We start from the raw sequence: 16040 nt of genomic DNA, 5'->3' as shown, positions 1-16040 counted from the left end.
ATTTTATAAAAATTGATTTTTCACGTAAAATATTTTACACGAAACAACTATAAGTAAACAATCCACTCCTTAAAGGACTTGGGCTGAAATTGTTTTTCAAACAATTATTTTTTTTTAAAGGGAAAGAGTTACAATTACAGGAAAATGATCGGAAGGATAAAGCAGGTTTTCCCTCCTGTCATTGATATGCCTGTGGGATTTTATGGTAAAGCCTTTGGTAAAGATATAATCGATTCTTTCTTTAGGTACTTCATTTACATTAAATGCCGTAAAGGTCCCAACCGGCCCGTAATGTTTTTTTTCCGAATGATAGAAAGTATCTTTCATTTCCCGGGAAAGAATTTTTATGGGCTCCGTATCATCTGTTAAATTAAAATCCCCGCTTAGCGTTACCGGAAGATTTTTCGGATTGAGCTCTTTTATCTTTTTCAGAAGAAGTTCCGATGATTTAACCCTTGCCACATTCCCAACATGATCAAAATGAAGGTTCATGGCCAGGAATTCTTTTTTTGACTTTTTATCTTTAAAAACAGCATACGTACAGATCCTGTTCAGGGCAGCATCCCATCCTCTGGAAGGTTTTTCTGGAGTTTCAGAAAGCCAGAATGTTCCTGATTTCAGCACTTCAAGTCTATTCATATCATAAAAAATGGCTGAAAACTCACCTTTTTCTTTACCATCATCCCTGCCTACTCCTATGTAATCATAATTCTTCAATCCGCTTTTGATGTCTTTCATCTGGTCCGGAAGTGCTTCCTGTACTCCAAAATAATCAGGATGGTAATACATCAATAAATCAGCAACCTCCTGCTTTCTTTCCGGCCATGCGTTTTCTTTGTCTGACGCAACATTAAGCCTGATATTAAAACTCATTACAGTAAAATCCTGTGAAAACCCTAATACATATAGCATCAGGAATACAATTGAAAATCTAAAATTCATATGCTGGTTATTTAACTTGTCTACAAAAATAAGGCTTCTCCACTATAGAGAAGCCCTGGAAATATCATGATATTATTAATTATTCCGTCAGGATATTTATTTACTCTTTTGTAAACGTAAAATTCTTTCCGTTTTCCGTGAGGGTAATTGTTTTTTTGTCTTTACTGAATACAATCTCAATATCCGCCAGATCAAAAGTAAATTTATTATTCCCCTGGTATTCAAGAGGGAATTCCTGCTGCCCATCTACCATTCCAAAGAGCTCACCGCTTTTTTCAATAAATTTGATCCTGAGTGAAATCTTTTTATCTCCATATGTTCCTGTAAAATCTTTTGCATTGATCTTTTCCATAGGTTTAGCACCGGAAGATGACCAGGTATTGTTTTTCGCATTAATATCCGGAATCATAGAGTCCGGATCCAGTTTCACCTCATCAATTTCTTTATTGGAATTTACCTTAAAAGTCCATTCCGTATTTCTTTTCCATACTTCAACAGGTATTTTTACGGTTTGGGATGTTCCATCTTTAAATTTCAGCCTGACTATTGTTGGCATAGGTAACTGCCCCAGGTTTTCAACGGTAATCTGGGCCCCGTTTTTAAAATCTCCACTGATGTATTTTACGTTTTTGATACCCTGATCAATTTTCCATTTATTAAAAAACCATCCTCTCCAGAACCAATTCAACTCTTCTCCTGAAACGTTTTCCATCGTATGGAAAAAATCCCATGGAGTAGGATGTTTAAAAGCCCAACGGTTAATATACGCCCTGAAAGCCTTATCAAACTTTTCAGGTCCAAGGATTGATTCCCTCAAAATGGATAATCCTGCGCCGGGTTTATAGTAGGCTAAAGAAGCAATATTTCTTTCTCTCATATTATCCGGTCCTACCATAATAGGCTCCAGATCATCACTCATTAAAAAGCTTCCTGACCGGGCCATATTTTTCTTGATATGATATTCCCCTTTATTAAAAGCTTCCGTTGAAATTTCATTGATAAAGGTATTAAAGCCTTCATCCATCCAGGCAAATAACCTTTCATTGGATCCTACAATCATAGGGAACCAATTGTGCCCGAACTCATGATCCGTAACACCCCAAAGGTCGCCTCCTTTTGAATCCATATGGCAGAAAACAATGCCCGGATATTCCATTCCACCTTCATTTCCTGCCACATTGGTGGCTGCCGGATAAGTATATTCATACCACTTTTGGGAATAATGCTCTATAGCTGCTTTGGTATATTCTGTAGATCTGCCCCATGCTTTTTCACCGGCACTTTCAGCAGGATAGGCAGAAATTGCCAAGGATTTCTTACCGCTAGGCAGGTTAATTCTTGCAGCGTCTAGTATAAATGCAGCAGAAGATGCCCATGCAAAATCCCTTGCCTGCACAATTTTAAATTTCCATGTTTTTGTTCCGGAAGCTTTATTCTGATTTATTGCAGACTCAGGGCGTATGACAACTGTTTTATCACTGTTTCTGGCCTGGTTCCACCTGTTGATCTCTTCTTTGCTGTATACTTCTTTCTCATTCAGGAGCTCGCCCGATGCCACTACATAGTGATTAGCTGGCACCGTAATATTGGCTGTAATATTTCCATATTCCAGATAGAATTCAGAGGCTCCGAGATAAGGCAAAGTGTTCCATCCCATTACATCATCATAGACACACATTCTCGGATACCATTGTGCCATGGTAAAAATTTTGCCATTTTTAGTTTCCTGCACTCCCATTCTGTCTGAGCCATATTCAGGAGAAATAAAAGAATATTCAATAGCAATCTTTGCCACACCTCCTTTAGCTTTAAGCTCTTTGGGAAGATCAATCTGCATTCTTGTATCTGTAACAGTGTATTTCACTTCTTTACCGTCAAGTCTCACAGACTTTATCGTATATCCTCCCTGAAGCTGTTCTCCATGCGCCCCGTTCCGGCTTCCTGAAAGTGGAACAACCGCATTTCCACGGGAATCATTTGCAAATAAATTCTGATCCAATTGCAGCCATAGAAAGCTTAGCTTATCTGGACTGTTATTGGTATAAGTAATTTCAGCGGTTCCTGCAATTTCTTTTTTATTTTCATCCAGGCTTACATTCAAATGATAATCTGCCGAATTCTGCCAATAGGCATGCCCCGGCTGTCCGCTCGCAGATCGGGTTTCTGTACCTGTCTGAGGATAAAAAAATGGCTTAAAAGCCTCAACATAATCATATTTCGACATTTCCTGCGCATAAGCAGATTCTGAAAAAAAGAACAATGCAACAGTAGAAATGAGGATGGGAAGTTTACAATTCATTTGAAAAAAATTAATATCCAATACATAGGTAAAAAAAATCTCCCGGAATTGTGGCAATTCCGGGAGATTTTTTCTGTAAATTTTAATTAATTTGACTTCTTTGCCTTAATCATAGCTTCCAAAGCATCCCACATTTCACCCGGAATCGCCTCAAGCATGTTAAATTCGCCTGCTCCCTGAAGCCATTCGCCTCCATCAATAGTCACTACTTCACCGTTCATATAGGCGGAATAATCTGAAACCAGATAAGCGGCTAAATTGGCCAGTTCCTGATGTTCTCCCACCCTTCTTAGCGGAACTTTCTTTTTCATATCGAATTTTTCCTGAAGATCCCCCGGAAGAAGCCTATCCCAGGCTCCTTTGGTAGGGAAAGGCCCCGGAGCAATAGCATTAAAACGGATTCCGTATTTTGCCCATTCCACAGCCAGTGACCTGGTCATTGCCAGGACTCCCGCTTTTGCACATGCTGATGGGACCACATAAGCAGAACCCGTCCAGGAATAGGTCGTTACAATATTGAGGACAGTTCCCGGGGTTTTGGATTCTATCCAATGCTTACCTATGGACAGTGTACAGTTTTTAGTTCCTTTTAATACAATATCCAGGATAGAATCAAACGCGGAATGTGTCAATTTTTCTGTGGGGGAAATAAAGTTCCCTGCAGCATTATTCAGAAGGATATCAATTTTACCAAACTCTTTTAGAGTGGCATCTTTCATTGCTTCTACCTCATCCCAGTTTCTTACATCGCAGGCAACACAAAGAACTTTACCTCCTGTTTCATCTTCCAGCTCTTTTGCTGTTGCCTGAAGTTTTTCAAGATTCCTGGAAGTGATCACCACATTAGCTCCCAATTCAAGAAAATATTTAGTCATTGCTTTTCCAAGACCGCTTCCGCCTCCCGTTACAATAGCCACTTTATCTTTTAGCGCGCCTTCACGCAGCATGGGTTGTGTATATAGACTCATAAAATATTTTTTCTTAAAAATAATAAATATTACCACGCAAAGTTTTAAAATACCCTGATAAATAATGTTATAAATAATTATTCTTTACGCCAGCGGGAAAATAATATCTGCTGCACAAAAACAGCCCGGTGATTGGTCACCGGGCTGTTTTTAATTTGTTTAAAAAAATAACAATCAGGAAACGACTACTCCTTTGAAGGAAAGCGTTTTAGGTGTTTTACTGTCACTTGTGGTAACACTAACTGTTTTCATAAACTGACCTTTGGCTGCTGCATTATAACTTGCTTCCACGAAACCTTTTTTCCCTGGAAGAATTGGGTTTTTTGTATAATCTGCTGTTGTACATCCGCATGACGGTGACACATTTTCTATGACAATTGGTTTGGAAGAAGTATTGGTAAATTCAAATCTGATTAATTTAGGTTTCCCTTGCGGAATATTTCCCACATCAATAGATTCTGATTTCCATTTGATAGCATCCGCCATTATTTTTACCACAGAAGTATTTTCAACAGGAAATACACCGGCATAAAAAGAAGAACAGGCTAACACTGCTAAAAGAGCTGTAATTTTTAATTTTTTCATGAGTACAAATTTTTTGTTAATAGTTAAAAAAAGGAAATGATGATTATCTTTTTGATATAACAAATATAAAATTGATTCCGTATCCGGCTTGTTAACCGCTATCAAACATTTGTTAATAAGTTGTTAATGACCAAAGATAAATAGATAATTTTGGATAATATTGCTTCTATAAATGGAGATTAAAAAACTCAATATTATTATAACGCTTGGATTTGTCGCTATCATCGGAATTTTGATAGCACAACTTTTGTGGACCCGCCAGGCCTATAATCTGGAAGATAAGAAATTTAACCAAACCGTTAATATTGCTTTGCTGGAAGTAGCGGAAAAGCTTTCAGGAGGTAAGACTTCTTTTACAGAAAGTCCTGTACAGAATATTTCCAATGACTATTATGTCGTCAATATTAATAATGATTTCCATCCTGCCGTACTTGAGCATTATCTGAAAACAGAATTCACCCGCTTTCAGATTAATACCAACTATGTGTATGCATTATATAATTGCCATAGTGACAGGATGATCTATGGGAAATATATTTCCAGTCATCAGAAAAATTCAGGTAATAAGACCATTCAGTTTCCCAAACATAAAAATCTGGTTTATTATTTTTCCATACGTTTCCCGGATAAAGCCACCTACCTGATAAGCTCATTACGGTTCTGGTATTTGCTTACATTCGCCCTGATCATTATTCTTCTTGTCTATGTGTACTCTATATATACGATCATCCAGCAGAAAAAATTCTCAGAACTTCAACGGGACTTTATCAATAATATGACCCATGAATTCAAGACTCCCCTTTCTTCCATTCTTTTGGCTTCGGAAGCCCTGACAAAACAGGAACTAATAAAGGAGAATCCCAGACTCCAGACTTATACATCCATTATTACCGATCAAAGCTATAAACTGAATCATCATATTGAAAAAATATTAAATATTGCTAAAAATGATGCTTCAGGACTTTCATTAAAGTTCCAAAAGATCACTCTGTTACCATTCATTACGGAAATTGCTGACACAATAAAGCATAAGAATGAAAATCTTACGATCCGGATAGAAGTCGGGGACACGGTTTCTGTCATTGCTGATGAATTTCATTTTACCAATATCATTTACAATATCCTGGATAATTCCATTAAATACTGTGATACAGCACCTCATATTATTATTTCCGCCTTTAAGGATTCAAAAGGCTTATATTTAAAGTTTAAAGATAACGGAATCGGTATACCTCCTAAAAATATTCCTCATATTTTTGATAAATTTTACAGAGTACCTACCACAAAAAGTGATGAGGTAAACGGCTTTGGATTAGGGCTGTTTTATGTAAAAAAGGTAGTTCAGCAGCACAACTGGAAAATTTCAGTGGAAAACAACGCTGATAAGGGAATAACCATTAGCCTGTTTGTACCATTTTAAATGTTTAAATTAGTAATGGAGAAATCAAAAATCTTATATGCAGAAGACGACAAAACAATAGCCTTCCTTATTCAGGACAGCCTGGAAAGCTATTATGAAATTTTCTGCTATCCTGATGGCAAATCTGCCCTTGAAGCATTCAATAGCGAAAGCTTTGACATTTGTCTTCTGGACATTATGATGCCAGAGATCAACGGATTTGAACTGGCACAATACATCCGGGAAAAAAATGCGGAAATCCCTATTATATTTATTTCTGCAAAGGCTTTGAAGGAAGACAGGATCAAGGGCTTAAAGATTGGTGCGGATGATTATCTGGTAAAACCTTTCAGCATCGAAGAGCTGATCCTGAAAATTGAAGTTTTCTTAAAACGTTCAAAGAAAACAATTCTCCACCCTTCCCAATATAAAGTCGGAAAATATGACTTTGACCCTCAAAATTATACTTTACAGGATTCTTCCGGCACCATTACCCTTACCCAAAGAGAGTCTGAACTGCTTCTATACTTTATCCTTCATAAAAATACGGTAGTAAAAAGGCAGGATATTTTAAAAGCGATCTGGGGAGATGACGATTATTTTATGGGAAGAAGCCTGGATGTTTTCATTTCAAGGCTGAGAAAAGTTTTTGTGAATGAAGAAAACATAGTCATCGAAAACCTGCATGGAATTGGTTTCAGATTTTCCGAGCGATAGTTTGCATAAATTGAAACAAGAGTGGATTATTATTTTATTTTTTAATTAATTTTATCATTTAATAATCTACTTTTCATGAAAAATCCCGGAATTATTATTCTCCTTTCATTTGTGTTTTTTACCCCGACCTTGAAAGCACAAAAATCCGAAAAACTTTACCAATATGTAAATCCATTCATAGGAACCGAGAAAATGGGGCATACATATCCGGGAGCCACTACTCCTTTTGGGGCCGTACAGCTTAGCCCGGAAACAGATACCATTTCTTATGAACTGAATGGCAAATATAATGGAGAAGTTTATAAATACTGTGCAGGCTACCGCTATGAAGACAAAACCATTACAGGTTTTAGCTCTACACACTTCAGCGGTACGGGACACTCTGATCTGGGAGATTTTCTGATCATGCCCACTACCGGATCACTTCAATTGAATCCCGGAACTGCTTCAAATCCTGAAAAGGGATACAGAAGCCGGTTTTCCCATCAAAACGAAAAGGCTGAAGCCGGCTATTACAAAGTAAAACTGGATGATTATAATATCCTCGCAGAACTCACCGCAACCCCACGGGTGGGAATCCATCGTTATACTTTCCCAAAGTCTGACCAATCTCATATTATCCTCGATCTGATGGCAGGAATTTATAATTATGACGGTAAAAATGTATGGACTTACGCTCGTGTGGAAGATGAAAATACCATTACAGGATACCGCCAGACCAATGGTTGGGCAAGAACCAGAACGGTTTATTTTGCCATGAAATTCTCAAAACCATTCAAATCATACGGGCAAAAAAACTATGATGAGAAACAAGTATACAAGGGTTTTTGGCGAAAATTCGACCAGACTAAAAACTTTCCTGAAATCGCAGGCAGGAACCTGAAAATGTATTTTGATTTCGACACTCAGGAAAATGAAGCCATCGAAATCAAACTGGCCATTTCTCCCGTAAGCCAGGCCAATGCATTGGAAAACCTTGAAAAGGAAGCCGGAAATTTATCCTTTGATCAGATCAAGGCCAAAGCTCAGGAAAGCTGGAATAAAGAATTAAATAAAATTGTGATCCAAGGATCAGAAACTGAAAAAATCAATTTCTATACAGCCATGTACCATACCTTCATTAATCCTACCACTTACATGGATGTGAATGGAGAATACAAAGGTTTAGATCAAAATACTCACAAAGCAGAGGGATTCACCCATTATACCACTTTCTCATTGTGGGATACTTATCGTGCTCTTCATCCCTTCTTTAACATTATCCAGCCTCAACGGAATAATGATATGGTAAAGTCTATGATGGCTCACTACAATCAGTTTTCCATGAAAATGCTGCCCATCTGGTCTCATTATGCCAACGATAACTGGTGCATGAGTGGTTATCATAGTGTAAGCGTAGTAGCAGATGCTATTATCAAAGGAAATTATAACGGCGACCCTAAAGAAGCGCTGAAAGCTTGTGTGGAAACAGCAAACAAAAGAAGTTATGAAGGGATCGGGCAATATATTGATTTAGGCTATATCCCTGCTGAAAAAAATGGAACTTCAGTCTCCAATACCCTGGAATATGCCTATGATGACTGGGCGATTGCCCAATTGGCAAAACATCTGGGAGAAACTGAAATTTATAATCAATTTATCAGGCGTTCTGAAAACTGGAAAAATAATTTTGATCCGTCAATCGGATTTATGAGGCCCCGTTTATCTGACGGAAGCTTCAAGAAAGATTTTGATGTACTAAGCACCCATGGACAGGGCTTTATTGAAGGAAATTCATGGAATTACAGCTTCTTCGTTCCCCACAACCCTGATGAACTGATCAAAATGATGGGAGGAAAGAAAAAATTGGCTTCCAAACTGGATGAATTATTTACAATGCATCTCCCTGATGAATTCTTTGCAGATACGGAAGATATTACAAGAGAAGGAATTATCGGAGGATATGTTCACGGAAACGAACCGGCCCATCACGTAGCATATCTCTATAATTGGGCCGGGCAGCCCTGGAAAACACAGGCACAGATACGTCATATTTTAGAGATGCAGTATAAGGCTACACCGGACGGATTGGGAGGAAATGATGACACGGGTCAGATGAGCGCATGGTATATTCTGAGCTCTCTTGGTTTTTATCCTGTTGCTCCGGGTTCTGATGAATACGCCATCGGCAGTCCTGCTGTAGACTATGCTATTCTGAATTTAGAAAATGGAAAAACCTTTGAAATCGAAGCGATCAATCAAGGTCCAAAGAATGTATATGTTCAGAAGGTTCTTTTGAATGGAAGAGCAATCAAAAATTTTACACTGAAGCATTCTGAGATTATGAATGGAGGGAAGCTAACTTTTTACATGGGAAATAAAGCGAAAAGATTTTAGATTGAAAATTTGTTTCAACCAGAAGAAAGTATCTATTTCTTTCCATTGCCAGGTTTTGGCTAAAGCCGATGAATATTTTCACATTAAAAAAGCGGGCTAAAGCCCGCTTCTGTTGATTTTATATTTTCTTAATCCCTTGTTTCAAAAAGCAAACGCTCACCGAATTTTTCATCTGCAATTTTACCATTATCATACACAAGATGTCCGTTTACAAAGGTATGGGTTACTTTAGAATGGAAATTCATTCCTTCCAACGGGCTCCATCCGCATTTATACAGTAAATTATCTTTAGCTACCGTCCAATCAGCGTTAAGGTCTACCAATACAAGATCTGCCTTGTAACCTTCTCTTACGAAGCCTCTTTTTTCCACCCTGAACAGTATAGCCGGATTATGGCACATCTTTTCAACAATTTTCTCAAGAGAAATTTTCCCGTTTTTATAGTTTTCCAGCATCACGACCAGTGAGTGCTGTACCAAAGGAGCTCCTGACGGGCATTTTGTATAAACGTTATTTTTCTCTTCCGCAGTATGAGGTGCGTGATCCGTAGCAATTACATCAATTCTGTCATCCAGCAACGCTTCCCAAAGGCTGTCCTTGTCTTTCTGGGTTTTTACTGCCGGATTCCATTTGATAAGGCCTCCTTTGGTTTCATAATCTTCGTTGGTAAAAGTCAGATGATGTACACATACTTCAGCCGTAATTTTTTTATCTTGTAAAGGAATATCATTTCTGAAAAGTTCCATTTCCTTAGCTGTAGAAAGGTGGAATACATGAAGTCTTGCACCTGTTTTTTTTGCTAGTTCTATAGCTTTTGATGAAGACTTATAGCACGCTTCTTCACTTCGGATCAGATGATGAAACTTAACCGGAATATCTTCCCCATATTCATTGATGTACTTTTGGGTATTAGCCTTAATAGTGGCTTCATCCTCACAATGCACAGCAATCAGCATTTTGGTATTGCTGAAGATATTTTCAAGCGTTGCCGGGTTATCTACCAGCATATTTCCTGTGGATGAGCCCAGAAACAATTTTATGCCGGGAACATTTCTTGGATTTGTTTTTAAAACCTCTTCCAGGTTATCATTGGTTCCTCCCATCATAAAGCCATAATTCGCATAAGCTTTCCGAGATGCAATTTCGTATTTATCTGCCAATAATTCCTGAGTAACGGCATTAGGTACCGTATTGGGCTGATCAATAAAACTTGTAATTCCTCCTGCAATGGCAGCTCGTGATTCACTTTCAATATCGCCCTTGTGGGTTAATCCCGGCTCACGGAAATGTACCTGATCATCAATTACACCGGGAAGAAGATATTTTCCTGAACCGTCAATAATCTGATCAGCATCTTCAGAAATACCGGAACCTATTTTAGAAATCAGGTCATTTTCTATTAAGACATCGCTTTCAAAGACCTGCCCTTCGTTTACGATATGTACATTTTTGATAAGGATTTTCATTTTTTACGTAGAAATTAGATTTAGATTACGGAAGCCGGCTACCAATTTACAGTTAAAATGACATACTCATTTCTAACCATCAATATCCGGTTTTTATAAAAAACAAAATTAAGGTTTATGAATGAATTTTATGGTCACTCCTGAAAAATCAATTTCTAAATATTTACATTTGCATAAAATTTCACATTTTGAAAAAACTTCTCAACGAGACTATTATATATGGAATTGGGGCAATCATGCCAAGAGTCATCTTATTCATACTCAACCCCTTATATATTAACCAGATTGAAAATACAGAATTTGCTAAATTTTCCAATCTTTATGCACTGATTTCTTTTGTCAACATTATGTTGTCATTCGGATTTGAAACAGCGTTCTTCCGTTTCTCAGCGGAAAAAGAAAACGAAAAGAAAACATTCAACACATCTTTTTGGTTTTTGTTCGGACTGTCTACCTTTTTCTTATTAGGTTGTTTACTTTTCAGCCAGTCAATTGCCGATACTCTGGAGTATTCTTCCAATCCGGAATACATCCGTTGGTTTGCATGGATTGCTTTCTTTGACAACCTGTGCGTCATTCCTTTTGCATGGCTGAGATATAACAATAAACCTATAAAATATTCCCTGGTACGGGTTTTACAATCTTTTTTCCAAACTATTATTACAATTGCCTTATTCCTGTATATTCCTTTCAGTGTATCACAGGACTTCGGTTTGAAGGAGAAGGTTTCATTTCCTTTTTACAGTAACCTTGCAGCCAGCTTCTTGGGTTTTGTCTTGCTTCTGCCGGTTGTTTTCAAAGTACAGTTTCAATTCTCGGCAGATCTTTTCAGGAAAATGATCAGATATTCATGGCCGGTTATGATTGCCGGTCTGGCTTTTATGTTTAATGAAAATTTTGACAAGGCTATCCAGATTTATTATATTCCGGGAGAAGATGCCGGAGCTTATGGCGGATGTTACAAATTGGCCGTTTTAATGACTTTATTTGTTACAGCATACAGAATGGGTATTGAGCCGTTTTTCTTCAAACAGATGAATAATGACAATGCTAAAAACACCTATGCAAAAGTAACAGAATATTTCACGTTCTTTGCCTCTACAGTTGCAATGGGGATCATAGCCAATATTTCCTGGCTGAAACAGATCCTGATCCCGAACAGTTCTTATTGGACTGCTATTGATATCATCCCTATTATTGTGATTGCCAATCTTTGTTTTGGTATTTATTATAATTTTTCAACGTGGTATAAAGTGACTGACAGGACTAAAGTAGGAACGGTAATTTCCTGGCTGGGAGCCGGACTTACAATTGCCTTAAACCTCATATTTCTTAAAAAATACGGGTTTATGGTTTCAGCCTGGGTAACTTTTATCGCCTACTTTGTTATGATGATCACCTCTTACCTGCTTGGTCAGAAATATTACCCCATTCCTTACCGTATCAGAAAAATGACAATATTCCTGGGACTTTTGATGGCTTTCAGTTTTGCCATCGTTTATTTCTTTGACTATAATTTCTGGATCGGGAACCTGCTGTTTATCCTGTATGCCGGGACTCTCATTTATACGGAAAAAGATATGTTATTATCAAAAGTGAGAAAAAGTTAACTTTGGTCTCTATTTTGATAATTAAGCTTACAATATAACAGATTTGTTAAAGACAAACCTTAAAAATATTTTAATGAGTATCTTTAACAAAAATATAAATAACATTTAAACAAAAACTACTTATACATCATCTATGAAAATTATTGTTCCGATGGCTGGACGCGGCTCCAGATTACGTCCACATACTCTGACCGTTCCAAAACCTCTTATCCCAATTGCCGGAAAACCTATCGTACAAAGACTGGTGGAAGATATAGCGAAAGTGGCAGGGGAAAAAATTGAAGAAGTAGCTTTTATCATCGGAGACTTTGGCCCTGAGATCGAAAAATCCCTTATTCAGATTGCTGAGAAACTGGGAGCAAAAGGAAGTATTTATTATCAGAATGATCCTTTGGGAACTGCCCACGCCATAAAATGTGCTGAAGAATCTATGAAAGGGGATGTTGTAATAGCCTTTGCTGATACACTTTTCCGCGCTGACTTCCAGCTGGACAAAAATTCAGATGGTGTTATCTGGGTAAAAAGTGTGGAGGATCCCTCTGCTTTTGGAGTAGTAAAATTAGACAACTACGGCTTCATTACAGATTTTGTTGAAAAACCTAAAACTTTTGTTTCAGACCTTGCCATCATTGGTATTTATTATTTCAACAGTGCCGAAAAGCTGATGGAGGAAATCAATTATATCATGGAAAATGATATTAAAAACGGAGGTGAATACCAATTGACAACAGCTTTAGAAAATCTTCGGACAAAAGGAGCTAAATTTACTCTTGGAAAAGTAAACGACTGGATGGATTGTGGTAATAAAAATGCCACAGTGGAAACCAACAGTAAAATCCTTGCCTATGAACAAGAAGAGATGGGACAATATCCTGCTTCAGCTGTGATTGAAAACTCGTTAATCATTCCACCGTGTTTTATTGGAGAAAATGTGAAAATCTCTAATTCAAAAGTAGGTCCCGGAGTTTCATTGGGAAATAACACGGTGATTGTAAATTCCAATATAGAGAACTCTTTGATTCAGGAAAATACAAGGATCAATCACGGAAATCTTTCCAACTCAATGATTGGTAATTCTGCACAATACTTTGGAGTAGCAAGGGAAATTTCTTTGGGAGACTATTCAGTTTTAGATTTTCTATCCAAATAAATAAATTTAGAAATTAATTAACTTAAACAAGATATAATCAAACCACACAAAATCTTTTGTGTGGTTTGGCGTTAATATTGCAACGTATTTTTAAAAAGATAAATACATGAAAAACTGGATTCCATTCCTTTTATTGCTTCTTGCCCTTTCGTCATGTAAGACCCGTAATGCCGTTAAAAATGAATCGGCAAATACACGGGACAGCATCACTACAGAAGATAACAGAAATCCCAAAGATGTAAACGAACCGGTAAGAAATAAACTTACTTTTTACGAGCATGTATTGATCAAGCCTAAGTTTGACCAGATTAAGATCGATAGTAAAGTACGGGTCGAAACAGGCAGCTATGTACCTACTCTGGACGCTACCATCTATATTGAAAATGATAAAAAGGTATGGATGAACCTAAGGGCTTTATTCATCAATGCTGCCAGGGGAATTGCAACTCCTGAAGGGATCAAAGGTCAGGATAAGGTAAATAAAACATATATTGACTCGGACTTTGATTACCTTAATAATCTGTTGAACGTTAACTTTATTGATTACAAATCACTGGAGAACATTCTGCTCGGAAGAACTTTTGTAAAGATCAACGATTCACAATTTACATTAACTCAAAATGCCCAGGGATATAAAATGGTTTCCAATACCAGCCAGAAAATCGTTACTGATGAAAAAACCAGGGAGTATAAAATTGCCTTACAGTATGACACTAATTATGACTTATTAACTGTCAATCTGAAGGATGTTTTGTCTGCAGATGAGTTGGAAATCTCTTATAGTGACTGGAATGAATATAACGGAATCCGGCTTCCGAAAAATGTTAAAATAATTATAAAAGGCTCAAAATCGAGTCAAATCTTACTGGAAAATACGAAATTTGACTTTTCGAGGATGGAAACACCTTATTCTGTACCATCCAGTTATAAGAAAATTGAGATTAAATGATTAAAAAATTTAGCTTTTTAATAGGTGTTCTTATATTCGGACTCCATCAGGGGCAACAGAAAAAAGAACAGTTGCAGAAGCAGAATGCCGAACTTAAAAAACAAATTGCACAAATAAATACGGATTTAGCTAAAACCAGAAGCGAATCTAAACTTTCTATAGCCTACCTTACCAGCGTCAATCAAAAATTAATTTTGAGAGAAAAGGTCTATAATAATACTCAAAAAGAAAAGAGATTTATTGAAGATGACATCTACTTACGTCAGCTTGAGATCAACCGGCAAAATAAGGAACTGGCTGTTCTCAGAAAAAATTATGCTGAAGTACTGGTAAATGCTTATAAAAATAAAGGCGTTCAGAATAAAGTGACTTTCATTCTTTCTTCTAAAAATCTGGGGGAAGCTATCCGGAGAGTACAGTATTTAAAACAATATGCTGACTATCAGGATAAAAAAGCAGCTGAAATCACAAATGCCGCCAACCAGATCAAAAAAACAATTGCTCAAAGACAGAATTCTGTAAAAGAGAAAGAAAATCTTTTGTTGACCCAGCAGAAAGACCTGGCAACAATCAATGCAGAAAGAGCGCAGAAAGAACAGCTTGTCGCCGAATTCAAAAAGAACGAATCCAAGCTGACTGCCGAATTAAAGCAGAAACAGGTACAATCCAAAGCTCTCGAAGGGCAGATCAGGGCCATTATTGCTGAAGAAATCAGGATAGCAAAAGCTGAAGAAGAAGCTAGAAAAAAGGCTGAGGCGGAGAAAATACGTTTAGCAAAACTTGCTGCCGAAAGGGAAAAGGCAAGAATTGAGGCAGAAGCTAAAGCAAGAGCAGAGGCATTGGAAAGAGAAAGAAGAATAGCTGAGGCAGAAGCTAAAAGAGCCGCTGAGCTGGCTGCTAAAAGAGCTGAAGAAGAAAGAAAGCGTAATGAAGAAGCAGCAAGAACAGAAGCCAACGCAAGAGATGAAGCCAGAAAATTAGCTGCTAAAAAAGCATCCGATGAGGCTGCCGCAAAAGCTAAAGAAGCAGCTAACAAGTTAGAGGCGGCAAGAGCTGCTGAACTGGCGCTGGCCAAGAGAAAAGAAGAAGACAAAAAAGCGGCGGAATCTAAAGCGATGACCAACTATGGTGTTTCTACAGCATCAGGAAACAGCTTTGCAGAAAACAGAGGAAGACTTGGTTATCCTGCAGACAGGGCCGGGCAAATTACCCACCGCTTCGGAAGACAGCCACACCCTGTGTTCAAAAATATCACAGAGGAAAATAACGGTATTAAAATTTCCGTACCTTCAGGAACACGTGCAAAATCGGTATATCCCGGGTCTGTATCTTCCGTATTGGCAAATAATGATGGAACGAAAACCGTTATCATTAAACACGGAAGCTATTTTACGATCTATTCCAACTTAGGAAGTGTGAGCGTTTCCAAAGGGCAACAGGTTTCTTCAGGTACTCCGGTAGGAACTGTTGCACAGGATTTCGACGGTGCTTATACGCTTGATTTCCAAGTATGGAACGGAAGTACACCAGTTGATCCATTAGGTTGGATTTCATATTAAAAAAAGCGTAACTTTGCAAA

General features: G+C 37.7%; 12 protein-coding genes. 7 read left to right on the top strand and 5 right to left on the bottom strand.

All coding sequences use genetic code 11. The features are described from left to right. Positions 1–114: 114 nt before the first annotated feature. The 4 genes from OK18_RS10810 to OK18_RS10795 all read right to left on the bottom strand — a co-directional run bounded on the left by OK18_RS10810 (position 115) and on the right by OK18_RS10795 (position 4794). Positions 115–942, bottom strand: a complete 828-nt coding sequence (locus tag OK18_RS10810; RefSeq protein WP_050020699.1) for an endonuclease/exonuclease/phosphatase family protein — start codon at positions 940–942, stop codon at positions 115–117. Between the two features lie 100 nt (positions 943–1042). Beyond that, on the bottom strand, positions 1043–3241 hold the full coding sequence (locus OK18_RS10805) for a M1 family metallopeptidase (RefSeq protein WP_053329352.1): 2199 nt from the start codon (positions 3239–3241) through the stop codon (positions 1043–1045). Positions 3242–3327: 86 nt separating this feature from the next. Continuing rightward, positions 3328–4209, bottom strand: a complete 882-nt coding sequence (locus OK18_RS10800) for an SDR family oxidoreductase (RefSeq protein WP_050020698.1) — start codon at positions 4207–4209, stop codon at positions 3328–3330. A 174-nt stretch (positions 4210–4383) separates the two neighbouring features. Continuing rightward, on the bottom strand, positions 4384–4794 hold the full coding sequence (locus OK18_RS10795; RefSeq protein ID WP_053329351.1) for a DUF1573 domain-containing protein: 411 nt from the start codon (positions 4792–4794) through the stop codon (positions 4384–4386). Between the two features lie 172 nt (positions 4795–4966). Between OK18_RS10795 and OK18_RS10790 the strand changes: the two genes are divergently transcribed. From OK18_RS10790 to OK18_RS10780, 3 genes are all read left to right on the top strand, one after another. Continuing rightward, positions 4967–6214 carry a sensor histidine kinase gene (locus tag OK18_RS10790; RefSeq protein ID WP_050020696.1) on the top strand — a complete coding sequence of 416 codons (1248 nt, stop codon included), beginning with the start codon at positions 4967–4969 and terminating at the stop codon, positions 6212–6214. Positions 6215–6229: 15 nt separating this feature from the next. Then, positions 6230–6910 (top strand): response regulator transcription factor, encoded by a 681-nt coding sequence (locus tag OK18_RS10785; protein WP_050020732.1) that lies wholly within the window; start codon positions 6230–6232, stop codon positions 6908–6910. A gap of 75 nt (positions 6911–6985) precedes the next feature. Further along, positions 6986–9286 (top strand): GH92 family glycosyl hydrolase, encoded by a 2301-nt coding sequence (locus OK18_RS10780; RefSeq protein WP_082129178.1) that lies wholly within the window; start codon positions 6986–6988, stop codon positions 9284–9286. Between the two features lie 128 nt (positions 9287–9414). Here the strand turns inward: OK18_RS10780 and OK18_RS10775 are convergent, their stop codons facing one another. Next, positions 9415–10752 carry a dihydroorotase gene (locus OK18_RS10775; protein ID WP_050020695.1) on the bottom strand — a complete coding sequence of 446 codons (1338 nt, stop codon included), beginning with the start codon at positions 10750–10752 and terminating at the stop codon, positions 9415–9417. Between the two features lie 188 nt (positions 10753–10940). Here OK18_RS10775 and OK18_RS10770 point away from each other — a divergent pair, with 188 nt between their 5' ends. The 4 genes from OK18_RS10770 (at position 10941) to OK18_RS10755 (ending at position 16020) form a co-directional block, all read left to right on the top strand. Beyond that, a complete protein-coding gene (locus tag OK18_RS10770; RefSeq protein WP_050020694.1) occupies positions 10941–12362 on the top strand; it encodes a lipopolysaccharide biosynthesis protein in 1422 nt (473 codons plus the stop codon). 133 nt (positions 12363–12495) lie between these two features. Further along, positions 12496–13512, top strand: coding sequence for a sugar phosphate nucleotidyltransferase (locus tag OK18_RS10765; protein WP_050020693.1), 1017 nt, complete (start codon positions 12496–12498; stop codon positions 13510–13512). Positions 13513–13618: 106 nt separating this feature from the next. Next, positions 13619–14461 (top strand): DUF4292 domain-containing protein, encoded by an 843-nt coding sequence (locus tag OK18_RS10760; RefSeq protein ID WP_050020692.1) that lies wholly within the window; start codon positions 13619–13621, stop codon positions 14459–14461. After that, positions 14458–16020, top strand: coding sequence for a peptidoglycan DD-metalloendopeptidase family protein (locus OK18_RS10755; protein WP_053327995.1), 1563 nt, complete (start codon positions 14458–14460; stop codon positions 16018–16020). The genes OK18_RS10760 and OK18_RS10755 overlap by 4 nt, the downstream gene beginning before the upstream one ends. The last annotated feature ends 20 nt before the right edge of the window (positions 16021–16040 follow it).

It is taken from the genome of Chryseobacterium gallinarum, assembly GCF_001021975.1.
GTDB classification, from domain to species: domain Bacteria; phylum Bacteroidota; class Bacteroidia; order Flavobacteriales; family Weeksellaceae; genus Chryseobacterium; species Chryseobacterium gallinarum.
The sequence above is the reverse complement of the archived record's forward strand: the minus strand, read 5'-3'. Positions and strand labels throughout refer to the sequence as shown.

What these genes read in the sequence shown, in the direction of transcription:
- OK18_RS10800 (WP_050020698.1), bottom strand. Translation starts at nt 4,209, where the DNA reads ATGAGTCTATATACACAACCCATGCTGCGTGAAGGCGCGCTAAAAGAT.
- OK18_RS10785 (WP_050020732.1), top strand. Translation starts at nt 6,230, where the DNA reads ATGGAGAAATCAAAAATCTTATATGCAGAAGACGACAAAACAATAGCC.
- OK18_RS10805 (WP_053329352.1), bottom strand. Translation starts at nt 3,241, where the DNA reads ATGAATTGTAAACTTCCCATCCTCATTTCTACTGTTGCATTGTTCTTT.
- OK18_RS10810 (WP_050020699.1), bottom strand. Translation starts at nt 942, where the DNA reads ATGAATTTTAGATTTTCAATTGTATTCCTGATGCTATATGTATTAGGG.
- OK18_RS10780 (WP_082129178.1), top strand. Translation starts at nt 6,986, where the DNA reads ATGAAAAATCCCGGAATTATTATTCTCCTTTCATTTGTGTTTTTTACC.
- OK18_RS10795 (WP_053329351.1), bottom strand. Translation starts at nt 4,794, where the DNA reads ATGAAAAAATTAAAAATTACAGCTCTTTTAGCAGTGTTAGCCTGTTCT.
- OK18_RS10760 (WP_050020692.1), top strand. Translation starts at nt 13,619, where the DNA reads ATGAAAAACTGGATTCCATTCCTTTTATTGCTTCTTGCCCTTTCGTCA.
- OK18_RS10755 (WP_053327995.1), top strand. Translation starts at nt 14,458, where the DNA reads ATGATTAAAAAATTTAGCTTTTTAATAGGTGTTCTTATATTCGGACTC.
- OK18_RS10790 (WP_050020696.1), top strand. Translation starts at nt 4,967, where the DNA reads ATGGAGATTAAAAAACTCAATATTATTATAACGCTTGGATTTGTCGCT.
- OK18_RS10765 (WP_050020693.1), top strand. Translation starts at nt 12,496, where the DNA reads ATGAAAATTATTGTTCCGATGGCTGGACGCGGCTCCAGATTACGTCCA.
- OK18_RS10775 (WP_050020695.1), bottom strand. Translation starts at nt 10,752, where the DNA reads ATGAAAATCCTTATCAAAAATGTACATATCGTAAACGAAGGGCAGGTC.